The organism is Enterobacter sp. WI-ESBL-E8 (assembly GCF_053364895.1).
Genome location: NZ_JBRWXJ010000001.1, coordinates 1,750,561 through 1,765,640, shown reverse-complemented (window position 1 = coordinate 1,765,640; position 15,080 = coordinate 1,750,561). Strand labels below are relative to the sequence as shown.

Genomic DNA, 15,080 nt, shown 5'->3' with positions numbered 1-15,080 from the left:
GGGAATGATGAAAAGAGTATTTCTCGCAGGCGCAGCACTGCTGCTGAGCGCCAGCGCGCTGGCCGACGAGTGCGACAAGGCGACCACCCAGACAGAACTCAGTGCCTGTGCGGCAGAGCAGTACCAGGCTGCGGATAAAAAGCTCAACCAGACGTACCAGGCCGCCATCAAACGCGCGGCAGCCCCTCAGCGCGACCTGCTGAAAAAGGCGCAGCAGGCGTGGATCGCCCTGCGTGACGCAGACTGTAAATTGATGGGTTCAGGAACCGAAGGTGGCACTATTCAGCCGATGATTATCAACCAGTGCCTGGCGGAGAAAACCGCGGAGCGCGAAGCGTTTCTGGCCTCGTTGATGCAGTGTGAAGAGGGCAATTTAAGCTGCCCTTTCCAACCGGCTGATTAACGCACGCGGATCCCTTCGATAATCATCCGCTGCACGTTTTCCAGGGTGCTGTGGAAAAACGCCTCGTCCTGGAGCGTTTTCCCGGTCACCGCCTCAACCTGGGCCGCAAAGTCAGCGTAATGCTGGGTGGAGGCCCAAATCATAAAGATCAGATGATGCGGGTCGACCGGAGCCAGCTTTCCGCTGGCGACCCATCCGGCAATAATGGCCGACTTATCGTCAACCAGCTGCTTTAAATCTCCGGTGAGTTCCGCCTGCAACAGCGGCGCGCCCTGCAGCATCTCAAGACAGAATAGCCTTGATGCCTGCGGGTAATCGCGCGACACCTCCAGCTTCAGGCGAATATACTCTTTGATCGCCACCAGCGGGGCTAGCTCTTCGCGAAACGCCTTGAGGGGCGCCAGCCAGATATCGAGGATCTGCTGCATCACCGCGATATAGAGCGCCTCTTTCGACGGGTAATAGTAGAGCAGATTGGTTTTGGACACCCCGGCCTGCTCCGCCACCTGCTCCAGGCGCGTGCCGTGAATACCAAACTGTGAAAAAGTCTCCAGGGCCGCGCTGAGGATGGCCTGCTTCTTGGCGCTCACGGCCTGCGAACGTTTACCTGGTGTTTTCACTGCGCCTTGTGCCATTCCCGCTCTCCTTATTCTGCGTTGCCCTCAGCATAGCAAAACCCCCGTCTCGCCACGACATCCTGCACTCCGATCGCGCATGAGTGCCTGTTTTCTGTGCAATGTTTTTGACCATTTAGTCCACTTTCACACGCATCAACTCACCAACTTCTGATTAACACGTTAATAACACTGCCATTTTCAAAAGTGGCACTGCCTTTGCAAAACGTATTCACCTGCAATGTAGTGAAGAGAGGTTCGTGATGAAAATTGGCGTATTTGTACCGATCGGCAACAACGGCTGGCTTATCTCGACCACGGCACCGCAATACATGCCCACCTTTGAGCTGAATAAGGCCATTGTGCAAAAAGCGGAGCACTACCATTTCGACTTTGCGCTCTCGATGATCAAGCTGCGCGGCTTTGGCGGCAAAACCGAATTCTGGGATCACAACCTGGAGTCCTTCACCCTGATGGCCGGGCTGGCGGCGGTTACCTCGCGTATTCAGATTTACGCGACCGCCGCCACCCTCACCCTGCCCCCGGCGATCGTGGCGCGCATGGCCTCGACCATTGACTCCATCTCCGGCGGGCGCTTTGGCGTCAACCTGGTCACCGGCTGGCAAAAGCCGGAGTACGAGCAGATGGGTCTCTGGCCGGGTGACGATTACTTCTCTCGCCGCTACGACTACCTGACCGAATACGTGCAGGTGCTGCGCGATCTGTGGGGTACAGGCAAAAGCGATTTCAAGGGTGACTTCTTTACCATGAACGACTGTCGCGTCAGCCCGCAGCCTTCGGTCCCCATGAAGGTGATTTGCGCCGGGCAGAGCGACGCAGGAATGGAATTCTCGGCGAAATACGCCGACTTCAACTTCTGCTTCGGCAAAGGCGTCAACACCCCTGCAGCCTTCGCCCCGACCGCCGCGCGGATGAAAGAGGCCGCCGACAAAACCGGGCGCGACGTAGGCTCCTACGTGCTGTTTATGATCATCGCCGACGAGACCGACGACGCCGCGCGCGCCAAATGGGAGCGCTATAAGGACGGCGCCGACGAGGAAGCCCTGAGCTGGCTCACCGAGCAGAGCCAAAAGGATACGCGCTCCGGCGCGGACACCAACGTTCGCCAGATGGCCGACCCGACGTCCGCCGTCAATATCAACATGGGCACGCTGGTCGGCTCGTACGCCAGCGTCGCCAGAATGCTTGACGAAGTATCGGCCGTTCCCGGCGCAGAAGGCGTCCTGCTGACCTTCGATGATTTCCTCACCGGCGTAGAAACCTTCGGCGAGCGCATCCAGCCGCTGATGCAGTGCCGCGCCCACATCCCTGCCGTCACGAAGGAGGTGGCGTAATGACGACCCTTAACGCACTCCCGGAAGCCATCACCTTTGCGCCGGAGCAGAGCGCGCTGATCGTGGTGGACATGCAAAACGCCTACGCCAGCCAGGGCGGCTATCTGGATCTGGCGGGGTTCGACGTCTCCGCCACCCGGCCGGTGATTGAGAACATCAAAACCGCCGTCGCCGCCGCGCGCGCCGCGGGCATGCTCATCGTCTGGTTCCAGAACGGCTGGGATGACCAGTACGTTGAGGCCGGCGGCCCCGGCTCGCCCAACTTTCACAAGTCGAACGCCCTGAAAACCATGCGCAAGCGGCCCGAACTGCAGGGCAAGCTGCTGGCAAAAGGCGGCTGGGACTATCAGCTGGTGGACGAGCTGGTCCCGCAGGCGGGCGATATCGTCCTGCCCAAACCGCGCTACAGCGGCTTTTTCAACACGCCGCTCGACAGCCTGCTGCGCAGCCGGGGCATTCGCCACCTGGTCTTTACCGGCATCGCCACCAACGTCTGCGTGGAGTCGACCCTGCGAGACGGCTTTTTCCTGGAGTATTTCGGCGTGGTACTGGAAGACGCCACCCATCAGGCCGGGCCGGAATTCGCCCAGAAGGCGGCCCTGTTCAATATCGAAACCTTTTTTGGCTGGGTCAGCAGCGTTGCGGAGTTCTGCGACGCCCTGAATCCCCCGCTCGCCCGTATCGCCTGAGGAGACATCTGATGCCGAAATCCGTGATTATTCCGCCGGGCACCAGCACGCCCATCGCCCCGTTTGTTCCCGGCACGCTCGCCGACGGCGTGGTGTATGTCTCCGGCACGCTGCCGTTTGATAAAGACAACAACGTGGTGTTTATCAACGACCCAAAGGCGCAAACCCGCCACGTGCTGGAGACGATCAAAACCGTGATCGAAACGGCGGGTGGCACCATGGAGGATGTGACCTTCAACAGCATCTTTATCACCGACTGGAAAAACTACGCCGCGATTAACGAAATCTACGCGGAGTTTTTCCCCGGCGATAAGCCGGCCCGGTTCTGCATTCAGTGCGGGCTGGTAAAGCCGGAGGCGCTGGTTGAGATCGCTACCGTTGCGCACATCGCGAAGTGAGGCGGCCATGAAACTCTCCGTCTCACCGCCCCCGTATGAGGGTGCGCCCGTGGTGGTCTTTATTTCCGGTCTCGGCGGCAGCGGCAGCTACTGGCTGCCCCAGCTGGCCGCGCTGGAGCAGGAGTATCAGGTGGTCTGCTATGACCAGCGGGGAACGGGCAATAACCCCGATGCCCTGCCGGAGGGTTACAGCCTTGCCCAGATGGCGGACGAGCTGGCCCGGGCGCTGGCGGAAGCCGGGATTGCCCGCTACAGCATCGTGGGCCATGCGCTGGGGGCGCTGGTCGGCCTGCAGCTGGCGCTGGATCATCCCGACGCCCTCACCGCGCTGGTGTGCGTCAACGGCTGGCTGACCCTTAACGCGCACACCCGCCGCTGCTTTCAGATCCGCGAGCGCCTGCTGCATTCCGGCGGCCCGCAGGCGTGGGTCGAGGCACAGCCTCTGTTTCTCTACCCGGCAGACTGGATGGCGGCCCGCGCCCCCCGCCTGGAGGCCGAAGAGGCCCTGGCGCTGGCCCATTTTCAGGGAAAAACCAACCTGCTGCACCGGCTCAGCGCCCTGAAAAAGGCCGACTTCAGCCGCCATGCCGCGCGCGTCCGCTGCCCGGTACAGATTATCTGTTCCGCCGACGACATGCTGGTGCCGTCCGTCTGCTCGTCCGAGCTGCAGGACGCGATCCCGCACAGCCGCAGCGCGGTGATGCGCCAGGGCGGGCACGCCTGCAACGTCACCGAGCCGGACACCTTTAACACCCTGCTGCTAAACGGGCTTGCCAGCCTGCTGCACAGCCATGAACACGCTTTATAAGGAGCTGTAATGAGCGAAGCCATTAACCCCACCGCGCTGGAGACGCTGTTCACCGGCGCACGCACCCACAACGGCTGGCAGGATCTGCCGGTCAGCGACGACGCGCTGCGCGAGATCTACGAGTTGATGAAATGGGGACCAACCTCCGCCAACTGCTCCCCGGCGCGGATAGTGTTTGTGCGAAGCGCGGAGGGAAAAGAGAAGCTGCGCCCGGCGCTCTCCAGCGGCAACCTGGAGAAAACGCTCACGGCCCCGGTCACGGCCATCGTGGCCTGGGACGGCGAATTCTACGAGCGCCTGCCCGCGCTGTTCCCGCACGGCGATGCCAGAAGCTGGTTTACCTCCAGCCCCGCGCATGCCGAAGAGACCGCCTTTCGCAACAGCTCGATGCAGGCCGCCTACCTGATCCTCGCTTGCCGCGCCCTGGGGCTGGACACCGGCCCGATGTCGGGCTTTGACCGGCAAAAGGTCGACGACGCCTTTTTCACCGGCACAACGCTTAAAAGCAATCTGCTGATCAACATTGGCTACGGCGATACAGCCAAACTGTACGGACGCCTGCCGCGTCTGGACTTCGACGATGCCTGCGGGCTGGCGTAAGGAGGTTCGTGATGACACCGGATAAACAAACCTTTCGCGACGCCATGGCCTGCGTGGGCGCGGCGGTCAATATCATCACCACCGACGGCCCGGCGGGGCTGGCAGGATTCACCGCCAGCGCGGTATGCAGCGTCACGGACTCACCGCCCACCCTGCTGGTGTGCCTGAACCGCGGCGCGTCCGTCTGGCCCACGTTCCGCGAAAACCGCACGCTGTGCGTGAATACCCTCAGCGCCGGACAGGAGCCGCTCTCGAACCTGTTTGGCGGCAAAACGCCGATGGAAGAACGCTTCGCCGCCGCCCGCTGGCAGACAGGCGACACGGGCTGCCCGCGGCTGGAGGATGCGCTGGCCTCGTTTGACTGCCGCATCAGCCAGGTGGTGAGCGTCGGTACCCATGACATTCTGTTTTGCGACATCGTTTCGATTATTCGCCACCCGGCACCGCAGGGGCTGGTGTGGTTTGACCGTGGCTACCACGCGCTTATGCGACCCGCCTGTTAACCCGCCTTAAGGAGACAGACCATGTTCGGATTTCCCCACTGGCAGTTGAAATCGACCTCCACAGAAACTGGCGTGGTCGCGCCGGATGAGCGGCTCCCGCTCGGACAAACACTCGTCATGGGCGTGCAACACGCGGTCGCCATGTTTGGCGCCACGGTGCTGATGCCGATGCTGATGGGGCTGGACCCCAACCTCTCGATTCTGATGTCCGGCATCGGCACGCTGCTGTTCTTTTTTGTCACCGGCGGGCGCGTGCCCAGCTATCTTGGCTCCAGCGCCGCCTTTGTCGGCGTGGTGATTGCCACCACCGGGTTTACCGGCCAGGGGCTTAACCCTAACCTGAGCGTGGCCCTCGGCGGCATCATCGCCTGCGGCCTGGTGTACACCCTGATTGGTTTAGTGGTGATGAAGGTCGGCACGCGCTGGATCGAACGCATGATGCCCCCGGTCGTGACCGGCGCCGTGGTGATGGCAATCGGCCTGAACCTCGCGCCGATTGCGGTCAGGAGCGTCTCCGCCTCGCCGTTCGAAAGCTGGATGGCGGTGATCACCGTGCTGTGCATCGGTCTGGTGGCGGTCTTTACGCGGGGGATGATCCAGCGACTGCTGATTCTGGTCGGGCTGATCGTTGCCTGTCTGGCTTATGCCCTGCTGGCGAACGTTTTTGGCCTCGGCAAGCCGGTTGATTTTACGCTGCTTCATCAGGCCGCCTGGTTCGGCCTGCCGAAGATCACCTCCCCCACCTTCAACACGCAGGCGATGATGCTTATCGCGCCCGTCGCCGTTATCCTGGTGGCGGAGAACCTGGGCCACCTGAAGGCCGTGGCGGGCATGACCGGACGCAGTATGGACCCGTACATGGGCCGCGCGTTTGTCGGTGACGGTCTGGCGACCATGCTCTCGGGATCGGTGGGCGGCAGCGGCGTCACCACCTATGCCGAAAATATCGGCGTGATGGCGGTGACCAAGGTCTACTCGACGCTGGTGTTTGTGGCGGCGGCGGTGATGGCGATGCTGCTCGGCTTCTCACCGAAGTTCGGCGCGCTGATCCACACCATTCCGTCGCCGGTTATCGGCGGCGCATCGATTGTGGTGTTTGGGCTGATCGCCGTGGCCGGGGCGCGCATCTGGGTGCAGCACCGCGTCGATCTCAGCCAGAACAGCAACCTGATTATGGTGGCGGTCACGCTGGTGCTGGGCGCAGGCGATTTTGCCCTGACGCTGGGCGGATTTACGATTGGTGGGATTGGCACGGCGACCTTTGGGGCAATTCTGCTTAACGCCCTGCTGAGCCGTCGGGAAGCGACCGCGCCGCAGGGCGAGGTAGTGCATCAGGATTCGTGATTTAACGTCGCGCTGTCATCTCCTGGCAGCGCGTTTTTCTTCCGCTTGAGCTTCAACTCGCTCACCAGCACCCCGGCAACGATAAATGCCGCGCCCACCAGGGCCAGCAGCGGCAGACGCTCCCCGGCCAGCCGCCCGAAAATGCCCGCCCAGACCGGTTCGCCGGTATAAATCACCGTCGCACGGGTTGGCGACACGCTGCGCTGCGCCCAGTTCATGGTGACCTGAATAATGGCGCTAAAGATGCCCAGCCCCAGCGCGACCACGATCAGGCCGGTGGACATCGGCGGCACGGACTCCCCGGCAGGCACCATCGTCGCAAACGCCACCAGCGACGCCGTGGCGAGCTGCACCACCGTCACCCGTTTGACGTCGACATCACCCGCCCAGGCGCTAATCAGAATAATTTCCGCCGCAATGGCAATCGCCCCGATCAGGGTAATGATCTCGCCCGGCCCCAGCGCCAGCAGGTTGTTTTCCGGCCCGGCGAGCATGATCAGGCCGATAAACGCCAGCACGATCCCGATGCAGGACATCAGCCCCGGGAGCCGCCCCAGGCACAGCCATTGCAGCAGCGGCACCAGGGGCACATACATGGCGGTGATAAACGCAGATTTACTGCTGGAGATGGTCTGTAATCCCCAGGTCTGCAGGCTGTAGCCCATCGCTATCGCCACCCCAATCGCCACGCCGGCCTTGAGCTCTTTTAGCGTCAGCCCGCGCAGGGTTTTAAGCGATATCAGCGCCACGGCAATCGCCGCCGTCGCAAAGCGCAGGCCGACAAAGAAGAAGGGATCGCTCAGGGTCACCGCGTACTGGACGGCCAGAAACGTCCCGCCCCAGAACATGGTGATGAGAATCAGGATGGCTTCCTGCGGCTTAACGGAGAATTTGAAACGGGAAACAGACATGCGGCACTCGCAGTTAACAACAATTCTCTAGTGTGCGTTGCCTTTGGTTACAGTTCAATGTTGCAGAAATAAAAAAACCGCCGGGATATCCCGGCGGCAGGGGTTCAACCCGGCGTGTTACTTGCTGCTGCCGTGGCTGTTTTTACCCCCTTTCTTGCCAGCTTCAGATGCGCGTTGCGGGTCATTCTTGAAGTTGCCCCCGCTATGCTGGCCACCTTTACGGCCTGCTTCTGATGCTCTTTCACGGTCTTCTGCGAAATTACCTGAACCACCACGATGGTTTGCCATCTCTAACCTCCAGAATGTGAAACATTAGACATCATATTGCATTCAGTAAAAGAGGATTCTTTCACCTCGCGACACAAGGGCAGTGCCTTTATCTGCGCCGCGTGAAACTAAGCTTAGTGGAATGCCGCTATCCGGCAAGCCGCAGGTAATATTCTGCAACATGAACTCAGTCTTTCGGGTGAGATAACGCGTCGGTGATTCATAAGCCTTTCTTATCGTTTTAAAAATCCGCCGCCGAAAAGTTGTTTCATTTTGCTACAAAGCCTTTTGGTTACCATATTGTTATAAATCAAAGAAATGGCGTTCATTTTTGCAGTCTGGCCGTGATGACATATCTTTAAATGAGCGCAGCGATCCGCTGTCAGAAAAAACAAACGAGGAGTGATGCAAAATGGCAAAAGTTCTGGTGCTCTATTATTCCATGTATGGACACATTGAAACCATGGCTCACGCGGTAGCAGAGGGTGCAAACAGGGTGGACGGCGTTGAGGTTGTGGTGAAGCGCGTACCGGAAACCATGCAGGCTGAAGCTTTCCTGAAGGCCGGGGGGAAAACGCAAAATGCCCCGGTTGCTACCCCGCAGGAACTGGCTGACTACGATGCCATTATCTTTGGCACCCCAACCCGCTTCGGCAATATGTCCGGCCAGATGCGTACCTTCCTCGACCAGACGGGCGGCCTGTGGGCTTCAGGTGCGCTGTACGGCAAACTCGCCAGCGTCTTCAGCTCCACCGGAACCGGCGGCGGGCAGGAACAGACAATTACCTCCACCTGGACTACCCTTGCTCATCACGGAATGGTGATCGTGCCGATTGGCTACGGCGCACAGGAGTTATTTGATGTGTCTCAGGTACGTGGCGGCACGCCGTACGGCGCAACCACCATTGCCGGCGGCGATGGCTCCCGACAGCCGAGCAATGAAGAGCTCGCTATCGCCCGTTACCAGGGTGAGCACGTCGCGGGCCTCGCCAAAAAACTGAACGGCTAACCCAACAGGAGGACAAGCATGCCAACTCAAGAATCTAAAGCCCACCACGTGGGCGAATGGGCAAGTTTACGCAACACCTCTCCGGAGATCGCCGAAGCCATTTTTGAAGTCGCGAAATATGACGAGAAACTGGCAGAGCAGATTTGGGAAGAAGGCAGCGATGAAGTGCTGGTGCGCGCCTTCGAAAAGACGGACAAAGACTCGCTCTTCTGGGGCGAGCAAACCATCGAACGTAAAAACGTCTAATCGTTTCCCCCCGCTGCCGCGGGGGGTTCTCTTCTTAATTCGCCGCGCTGTTCATGACCGCATTGAATTTATCGACGGGACAGAAGCCGTTCGCATCCACCGGGCAGCCTTTCAGCTCCAGCGTCACGCGCTGCGCCGGAGACTGCAGCGACAGCACGCTGGCGTTACGCAGCTGCTCCGAACTTTGATAGACATACTCAATTTTCATCAGCTCCTGATTGGCATTTTTGTCATGCCAGCGCTGGAAGACGATTTTGCCGCCAATCGGGGTGCGCTCCTGCTGATCGTGCAGCTGGTACGGTTTGAAATCCAGCGCGGTGAGCAGGGAAGCAATGTTCGAATCATGCCCCACCAGCACGGTAATTTTCGGCGCTTTTGCCTGTTCGGTGACCAGCGTTTTATCGATATATTTCACCAGCGGTTTCGCCACGTTTTGCGCCACCTCGGTGGAGGTAAACAGCGAGTCCTGGTAACCGTTTTTCAGCTTCGACAGCACGCGCCACTGCTGGTCGGTTTTGATTTCCCCCCAGGCCACCTGGTCGGCCGGGAAGCCCTCGTAATACTGCAGCGTGAAGGCATCAACCAGCGAGTTACCCACCTTCAGCGGCCCGGATACGCCAGGCTCTTTTTCATAGTCGGCGCTGAAGGTATCTTTCGCGTCCGCCAGCGAGCAGACCTTTTTCTCTTTGCACGACGGCGAATCGGCGTAGTTCGTCATCTGCTCCAGCAGCTTATAGCTATCTTCGAGCTGCATTTTCTGGCGCTCGGCCTCCATCGCCTTCAGCGCTTTTTCGCGGAATTCAGGTGAGTTATCGGTAATCACCGGGTTGAAGGTCGGGTCCATGGTGCCCATTTTTTCCTGATGGTGCACGGGCACGTCGCAGCCCGGAAACGCGCCGGTAATGAAGAACTGCGCGGTGGCAACGGTACGCTGCAGGCTGTTGGCATAGGCATAAACAGTATCTGCTGGCGGGCATTCGCCGGTCTTGATCATCCCCTGCTGGGCCAGCCACTCGCGCATATAATGGCCCATATAGACCTCCAGCACGCCGCCTTTGGTGGTGAGCTGCCCGCCCGGCACCTCCCACTCAGGCCACTGCTTTGGCGTCGATTGCTCCAGCACGCTGCCGTTGTTGGCAAGCGGCGCGCGCAGGTTGTGACGACTCATGATTAAAACTTGCTCCAGCTGATACCCTTCCGGCGTCTCTTGCGCCTGCGCGCCAAACGTTGCTGAAATGGAACCGGCGACTGCCAGCGCGAGTAGTGCTTTTCTCATCCCTAATTCCTCACTCGTTTTAAAATGTCGCGGTCAGTGTGACAGATTGGTGACAATTTTCCGGGAAGCATTTCTCAAACTGATGATTAACCTGCTTACGGTGTGAACCAATTAGTTTTATAATAAAACCACACCCCATCGGAGAATTCGCTGTGAAACGTACCCGCCTTGAAGAGAGCACCTGCCCCGTCGCCCGTTCGCTGGATATCATCGGCGACTGGTGGTCGCTGCTGATCGTGCGCGACGCGCTGCGCGGGATTAAACGCTTCGGCGAGTTCCAGAAAAGCCTCGGCATTGCTAAAAACATGCTGACCACGCGGCTGAAGCTGCTGGTTGACGAAGGCATCCTCACGCTGCGCCCCGCCTCCGACGGCAGCGCCTGGCAGGAGTACGTCCTGACCGACAAGGGACGCGCCCTGCAAACGGTGCTGGTTGCCCTGTCGCAGTGGGGCAATGAATTTTTGTTCGCTGAACACGAATGCGGCACCGTGCTGGTCGACGCCGAACAGCGCAAACCCCTGCGCAGGCTGGCGCTTATCGCCGACGACGGGCGCGAGCTGACGCCTGAGCAGATCGTGGCAAAACTCCCCTCCTGATCGCGCCCGACGGCAAAAGCACAAAATGGCCACCAAAATGGTTGCATTATAAAACCAAATAGCAGAGAGTTTATCCAGTTTCATATTGAAACCAATTAACCCACTCTGCTCCGAGGTAACACACGATGACTACGCAAATCACGACTGCCCTGATTACGGGCGCCTCTTCCGGAATTGGTGCCGTTTATGCCGATCGTCTTGCCGCACGCGGGGCCAGCCTGGTGCTGGTCGCCCGTCGCGAGGAACGGCTGCAGGCGCTGGCCGCCGAACTGCGCGAACGCTATGGCGTGGCGGTCGATGTTCTGGTGGCCGATCTGACGGATGAAGCCGGGATCCGCGCCGTGGAAGAAGAGCTGCGCAGCAATACCGCCATCGATACGCTGGTTAACAACGCGGGCACCGCGCAGATGGCACCGTTCCTCGCGGGTGATGTGGCCCAGCATCAGGCGATTAACACGCTCAACACCACGGCGCTGATGCGCTTAACCTACGCTATCCTGCCGCGTCTGGCGCAGAATAACCGCGGCACGCTGATCAATATCGCGTCCGTGCTGGCCCTGCACGTGCGGGCGGGCAGCGCGCTCTACAGCGCTACCAAGGCGTGGGTGCTCAGCTTTACCCGCGGGCTGCAGGAAGAGTTTGCCGACAGCAACGTGCGCATTCAGGCCGTGCTGCCTGCCGCCACCGCTACGGAGATCTGGAGCCATTCGGGCGTCACGGTTAACGATCTGCCGGAAGGCTCGGTAATGACCACCGACGATATGGTAGATGCGTCGCTGGTGGGTCTGGATCAGGGCGAACCGATCACCATCCCGCCAATGCATGACGCCGGCCTGTGGGATCGCTACGAAACGGCGCGCCTTGAGCTGTTTAACAGCGCGCGCACCGGTATTCCGGCACCGCGCTACGTGAAGCGGTAGCCTAACGCTCCAGCTGGTCGCCGTACTCGCTCATCCAGGCGGCCAGCGGTGAGAGCGCATCCTGCAGGGTTAACCCCAACTCGGTTATCTGATACTCCACGCGCGGCGGGATTTCCGGGTAGACCGTTCGCGTAACCAGCCCGCGCTGCTCAAACAGGCGAAGCTGCTTCGTTAGCTCTTTCTGCGTAATCGGCGCTGCCGCCCGCAGCAGGTCGCCAAAGCGAACGGGCGTATTGAACACAATCAGGCGATAGAGAATGGGGATCGCCCATTTACCGGAAATCAGGTTGACAAACTGCGTCATCGGGCAGGTATACGCCTCAGATTTTTTTTCGCAGGCCACGTCCAGCATTTCTGCCATAGCACACCTCTTGCCTCGTTAGTATCCATTTGGTACCTGGTTTCCTTTCGATACTAACGTTTCTATAGTGCTTTCTCCAGAGACATTTCAGGAGAAGAACATGGGTCGTTTAACAGATAAATATACGCTGATTACCGGCGGCACCAGCGGCATCGGTCTTGCCACCGCGCAGGCGTTCATCGCCGAAGGCGCACGCGTTGCCGTCACCGGGCGCAACCCGGACACCCTCGCCGAAGCAGAGCGCATTCTGGGCGATAAGGCCTGGGTGATCCCGACCGATGCGGGAGATATTGCTTCGCAAAAAGCGCTGGCGGAGACCCTCGCCGCCCGCTGGCCGCGCCTGGACGCGGTGTTTCTCAACGCCGGCGACGTGACGCACGCCCCGCTGGAAGCGTGGCAGGAGGATGTCTGGGATCGTCTGATGGGCATCAACCTGAAGGGACCGTTCTTTTTAATTCAGGCGCTGCTGCCGCTGCTGAATAATCCGTCCTCGGTGATCCTCTGCGGCTCCGTCAGCGCGCGCATCGGCCTGCCCACCAGCAGCGTATATGCCGCGAGCAAGGCCGCCCTGCTGTCGCTGGCGCGCACGCTGTCGGCGGAGCTGCTGCCGCGCGGGATCCGCGTCAACGGCCTGAGCCCCGGCCCGGTGGAAACCCCGGCCTTTACCAAAACGGGCTTAAGCGAGGAGGCGCTTAACGCGATGATGGCGGACATCATCAAGCTGGTGCCGCTGGGCAGAATGGGCTCGACGACGGAGCTGGCAAAAGCCGCGCTCTATCTGGCCTCCGACGAGTCCAGCTACACGGTGGGCACGGAGCTGCTGGTGGACGGCGGGATGGGAAGTTTGTAACTCAAAAGGCGCTGATGCCGGTGACAATACCGACATACAGCGCCGCCCAGACGGCGGCAGAGAGCAGGCTAACCCCGTAAACCTTCGCCACATTGAGCCTGAGCATGCCTGCCGCCAGCGGCACGATATAGCGCAGCACCGCCAGGAAGCGCGCGGTGAACAGCACCAGCACACCGTTTTTCTGCAGCTGATGCTGCACCCGCAAAAATTTACCGGCGTGTTTTGCGGTAAAGCGGGTCACCCATCGCGTGTGCCCCATCCGCTGACCAATGTGGTAGTTTAGCCCCGACCCCACCGTTGCCCCCATCACCACGGCCAGCCACGCCAGCGCCGGATGCATGCTCGCCTGGCTGACGGTAATGCCCGTCAGCAGCATCACCGAGGCGGGAGGCAGCACGGAGGAGATCAGCACCGTCGATTTACTCAGCGCCATCATAAATAACAGCGCGAAAAGATGTGCCGGATAGAGCGCAAAGTGATTCAGCAAAGTATCAAGCCACGTCATTTACCCTCCTCCGATGTAAATATCACTCTTCATTTAAAATGAATTAACTTAAATAAACCCTCAACATCTTATTAATAAGATTCTTCTAAACCGTTCTTAAACATCATTTAAATTCCTGAGCGGCAAAATTAAATAGGCGTATTATCCCTCTCGTTTTATAACGATCTCGTTATGGCGAGGCTCCTGTACAAATACACGTTATCGCTCTGGTGGGTTCGAGAGAACCGGCACAGGGTAAAACAGGCACTGTCGAATCAAGGCTTTGTCAGTATAACTTCCCTCACGGGATACGGTGTACAGTGCTGAACCCAGGACGTGGGGATCTCCTCTTCGACATGCCCTGTCTTGCTCGCCCCTGAGAGATTTTATTATTCAAAGGGAATTCACTATGTCTTACGCTATTCATAACCAAAACCTGGCATTCAATGACAGCGCTATCGCGCAATATATGAATACCGATTTTATCGTCCTCGATATTTCATTATGCGTGGCGCTGGCGCGCGAGCAATTCTTCGAAAAATTAAAAGACGATGATATTCCGTCGCATATTTTTATTGAAGACAATGGCCGCCTGGCGGGCATGATTGCCGTGCGCAAATTGCTGCAAACCGCCGATACGGTACAGCCGGTGAAATCGCTGATGATTTCTCAGTTTTTGCAGGTCAAACCGGAAGATGAACGTGCCGATGTCGCCGGACTGCTGGCGCACGGCGGCGCGGATGTGGTGCCCGTGGTCACCCACGGCAAGCTCGTCGGCTGCCTGACCGAACGCGAAATTGCGCATCTGCTGGAAGATGACGTCACCGAAGATGCCCAGCTTCAGGGGGCGACGCTGCCGCTGGAGAAGCCCTATCTGGAAACCAGCGCCTATAGCCTGTGGAAAAAACGCTCCGTCTGGCTGCTGCTGCTGTTTGTCGCCGAAGCCTATACCAGCTCGGTCATTCAGCATTTCGAGGAGGCGCTGGAGTCCGCCATCGCGCTGGCGTTCTTTATTCCGCTGCTAATCGGCACGGGCGGCAACAGCGGTACCCAGATTACCTCAACGCTGGTGCGCGCGATGGCGCTGGGAGAAGTCCACCTGCGCGACGTAGGCCGCGTGCTGCGCAAAGAGATGACCACCTCGCTGATGATTGCCGCCACGCTGGGCATCGCCGGGTGTATCCGCGCCTGGATGATGGGGATTGGGCTGGAGATCACACTTATCGTCAGCCTGACGCTGGTGTGTATCACGCTCTGGAGCGCGATTGTGTCGTCCGTGATCCCCATGGTGCTCAAGCGCTGCGGCATTGACCCGGCGGTCGTCTCCGCGCCGTTCATCGCGACGCTTATCGACGGTACCGGGCTGATTATCTACTTTAAAATCGCGCAATATACGCTGGGGCTGGAGTAAGCTTGCGAGCACCTCACTCACGTGATTGAGGTGCT

Annotated in this window: 20 protein-coding genes and 1 riboswitch; of the genes, 14 read left to right on the top strand and 6 right to left on the bottom strand. The window is 59.4% G+C overall.

Features of this window, described 5'->3' with window-relative positions:
- Window positions 1-7: 7 nt before the first annotated feature.
- A complete protein-coding gene (locus ACWHWP_RS08365; protein WP_063430122.1) occupies window positions 8-403 on the top strand; it encodes a lysozyme inhibitor LprI family protein in 396 nt (131 codons plus the stop codon).
- On the opposite strand, the gene rutR is transcribed toward ACWHWP_RS08365, so the two are convergent.
- Window positions 400-1,038 carry an HTH-type transcriptional regulator RutR gene (gene rutR, locus ACWHWP_RS08360; protein ID WP_447855393.1) on the bottom strand — a complete coding sequence of 213 codons (639 nt, stop codon included), beginning with the start codon at window positions 1,036-1,038 and terminating at the stop codon, window positions 400-402. The two genes, ACWHWP_RS08365 and rutR, sit on opposite strands and share 4 nt — an antisense overlap.
- 242 nt (window positions 1,039-1,280) lie before the next feature.
- On the opposite strand from rutR, the gene rutA reads away from it, so the two are divergent.
- Genes rutA through rutG form a run of 7 tightly spaced genes read left to right on the top strand, consistent with a single transcriptional unit; the run spans window position 1,281 to window position 6,714 of the window.
- The gene (gene rutA / locus ACWHWP_RS08355; RefSeq protein WP_447855392.1) at window positions 1,281-2,372 is read left to right on the top strand and encodes a pyrimidine utilization protein A; all 1,092 of its coding nucleotides are present in this window, start codon (window positions 1,281-1,283) and stop codon (window positions 2,370-2,372) included.
- The gene (rutB, locus tag ACWHWP_RS08350; RefSeq protein ID WP_447855391.1) at window positions 2,372-3,061 is read left to right on the top strand and encodes a pyrimidine utilization protein B; all 690 of its coding nucleotides are present in this window, start codon (window positions 2,372-2,374) and stop codon (window positions 3,059-3,061) included. Before rutA ends, rutB begins: the two co-directional genes overlap by 1 nt.
- Window positions 3,062-3,072: 11 nt before the next feature.
- On the top strand, window positions 3,073-3,459 hold the full coding sequence (gene rutC / locus ACWHWP_RS08345; RefSeq protein WP_010429508.1) for a pyrimidine utilization protein C: 387 nt from the start codon (window positions 3,073-3,075) through the stop codon (window positions 3,457-3,459).
- A 7-nt stretch (window positions 3,460-3,466) separates the two neighbouring features.
- Window positions 3,467-4,267, top strand: coding sequence for a pyrimidine utilization protein D (gene rutD / locus ACWHWP_RS08340; protein WP_063955763.1), 801 nt, complete (start codon window positions 3,467-3,469; stop codon window positions 4,265-4,267).
- A gap of 9 nt (window positions 4,268-4,276) precedes the next feature.
- Entirely contained in the window at window positions 4,277-4,867 is a 591-nt protein-coding gene (locus tag ACWHWP_RS08335; protein WP_063430130.1) for a malonic semialdehyde reductase, read from the top strand.
- A gap of 11 nt (window positions 4,868-4,878) precedes the next feature.
- On the top strand, window positions 4,879-5,370 hold the full coding sequence (gene rutF / locus ACWHWP_RS08330; RefSeq protein ID WP_063955761.1) for an NADH-dependent FMN reductase RutF: 492 nt from the start codon (window positions 4,879-4,881) through the stop codon (window positions 5,368-5,370).
- Window positions 5,371-5,391: 21 nt separating this feature from the next.
- Window positions 5,392-6,714 (top strand): pyrimidine utilization transport protein G, encoded by a 1,323-nt coding sequence (gene rutG / locus ACWHWP_RS08325; RefSeq protein WP_063430134.1) that lies wholly within the window; start codon window positions 5,392-5,394, stop codon window positions 6,712-6,714.
- Here rutG and ACWHWP_RS08320 read toward each other — a convergent pair.
- Both ACWHWP_RS08320 and ACWHWP_RS08315 read right to left on the bottom strand, forming a co-directional pair.
- On the bottom strand, window positions 6,702-7,625 hold the full coding sequence (locus ACWHWP_RS08320; protein WP_063430136.1) for a DMT family transporter: 924 nt from the start codon (window positions 7,623-7,625) through the stop codon (window positions 6,702-6,704). The genes rutG and ACWHWP_RS08320 overlap by 13 nt on opposite strands.
- Before the next feature lie 117 nt (window positions 7,626-7,742).
- Window positions 7,743-7,913: a con-10 family general stress protein gene (locus tag ACWHWP_RS08315; protein ID WP_023311077.1), complete on the bottom strand. Its 171-nt coding sequence runs from the start codon at window positions 7,911-7,913 to the stop codon at window positions 7,743-7,745.
- A 391-nt stretch (window positions 7,914-8,304) separates the two neighbouring features.
- On the opposite strand from ACWHWP_RS08315, the gene wrbA reads away from it, so the two are divergent.
- Together wrbA and ACWHWP_RS08305 are read left to right on the top strand one after the other, a co-directional pair.
- Complete coding sequence (gene wrbA, locus ACWHWP_RS08310; protein ID WP_047346820.1) at window positions 8,305-8,901, top strand: NAD(P)H:quinone oxidoreductase; 597 nt, start codon at window positions 8,305-8,307, stop codon at window positions 8,899-8,901.
- Between the two features lie 18 nt (window positions 8,902-8,919).
- A complete protein-coding gene (locus tag ACWHWP_RS08305) occupies window positions 8,920-9,147 on the top strand; it encodes a YccJ family protein (RefSeq protein ID WP_047346821.1) in 228 nt (75 codons plus the stop codon).
- 34 nt (window positions 9,148-9,181) lie between these two features.
- On the opposite strand, the gene agp is transcribed toward ACWHWP_RS08305, so the two are convergent.
- Entirely contained in the window at window positions 9,182-10,423 is a 1,242-nt protein-coding gene (agp, locus tag ACWHWP_RS08300; RefSeq protein WP_063955759.1) for a bifunctional glucose-1-phosphatase/inositol phosphatase, read from the bottom strand.
- 152 nt (window positions 10,424-10,575) lie between these two features.
- Between agp and ACWHWP_RS08295 the strand changes: the two genes are divergently transcribed.
- The gene (locus tag ACWHWP_RS08295; protein WP_059311078.1) at window positions 10,576-11,019 is read left to right on the top strand and encodes a winged helix-turn-helix transcriptional regulator; all 444 of its coding nucleotides are present in this window, start codon (window positions 10,576-10,578) and stop codon (window positions 11,017-11,019) included.
- Between the two features lie 125 nt (window positions 11,020-11,144).
- Entirely contained in the window at window positions 11,145-11,939 is a 795-nt protein-coding gene (locus ACWHWP_RS08290; protein WP_063955757.1) for an SDR family NAD(P)-dependent oxidoreductase, read from the top strand.
- Between the two features lies 1 nt (window position 11,940).
- On the opposite strand, the gene ACWHWP_RS08285 is transcribed toward ACWHWP_RS08290, so the two are convergent.
- Window positions 11,941-12,300 (bottom strand): winged helix-turn-helix transcriptional regulator, encoded by a 360-nt coding sequence (locus tag ACWHWP_RS08285; protein ID WP_059311080.1) that lies wholly within the window; start codon window positions 12,298-12,300, stop codon window positions 11,941-11,943.
- 100 nt (window positions 12,301-12,400) lie between these two features.
- Between ACWHWP_RS08285 and ACWHWP_RS08280 the strand changes: the two genes are divergently transcribed.
- On the top strand, window positions 12,401-13,150 hold the full coding sequence (locus ACWHWP_RS08280) for an SDR family oxidoreductase (RefSeq protein WP_447855390.1): 750 nt from the start codon (window positions 12,401-12,403) through the stop codon (window positions 13,148-13,150).
- A 1-nt stretch (window position 13,151) separates the two neighbouring features.
- Here ACWHWP_RS08280 and ACWHWP_RS08275 read toward each other — a convergent pair whose 3' ends face one another.
- Window positions 13,152-13,655 carry a DedA family protein gene (locus tag ACWHWP_RS08275; RefSeq protein WP_059311082.1) on the bottom strand — a complete coding sequence of 168 codons (504 nt, stop codon included), beginning with the start codon at window positions 13,653-13,655 and terminating at the stop codon, window positions 13,152-13,154.
- Window positions 13,656-13,813: 158 nt separating this feature from the next.
- A riboswitch (M-box (ykoK) riboswitch) is annotated at window positions 13,814-13,983 on the top strand.
- A gap of 60 nt (window positions 13,984-14,043) precedes the next feature.
- On the opposite strand from ACWHWP_RS08275, the gene ACWHWP_RS08270 reads away from it, so the two are divergent.
- The gene (locus ACWHWP_RS08270; protein WP_063430148.1) at window positions 14,044-15,045 is read left to right on the top strand and encodes a magnesium transporter; all 1,002 of its coding nucleotides are present in this window, start codon (window positions 14,044-14,046) and stop codon (window positions 15,043-15,045) included.
- The last annotated feature ends 35 nt before the right edge of the window (window positions 15,046-15,080 follow it).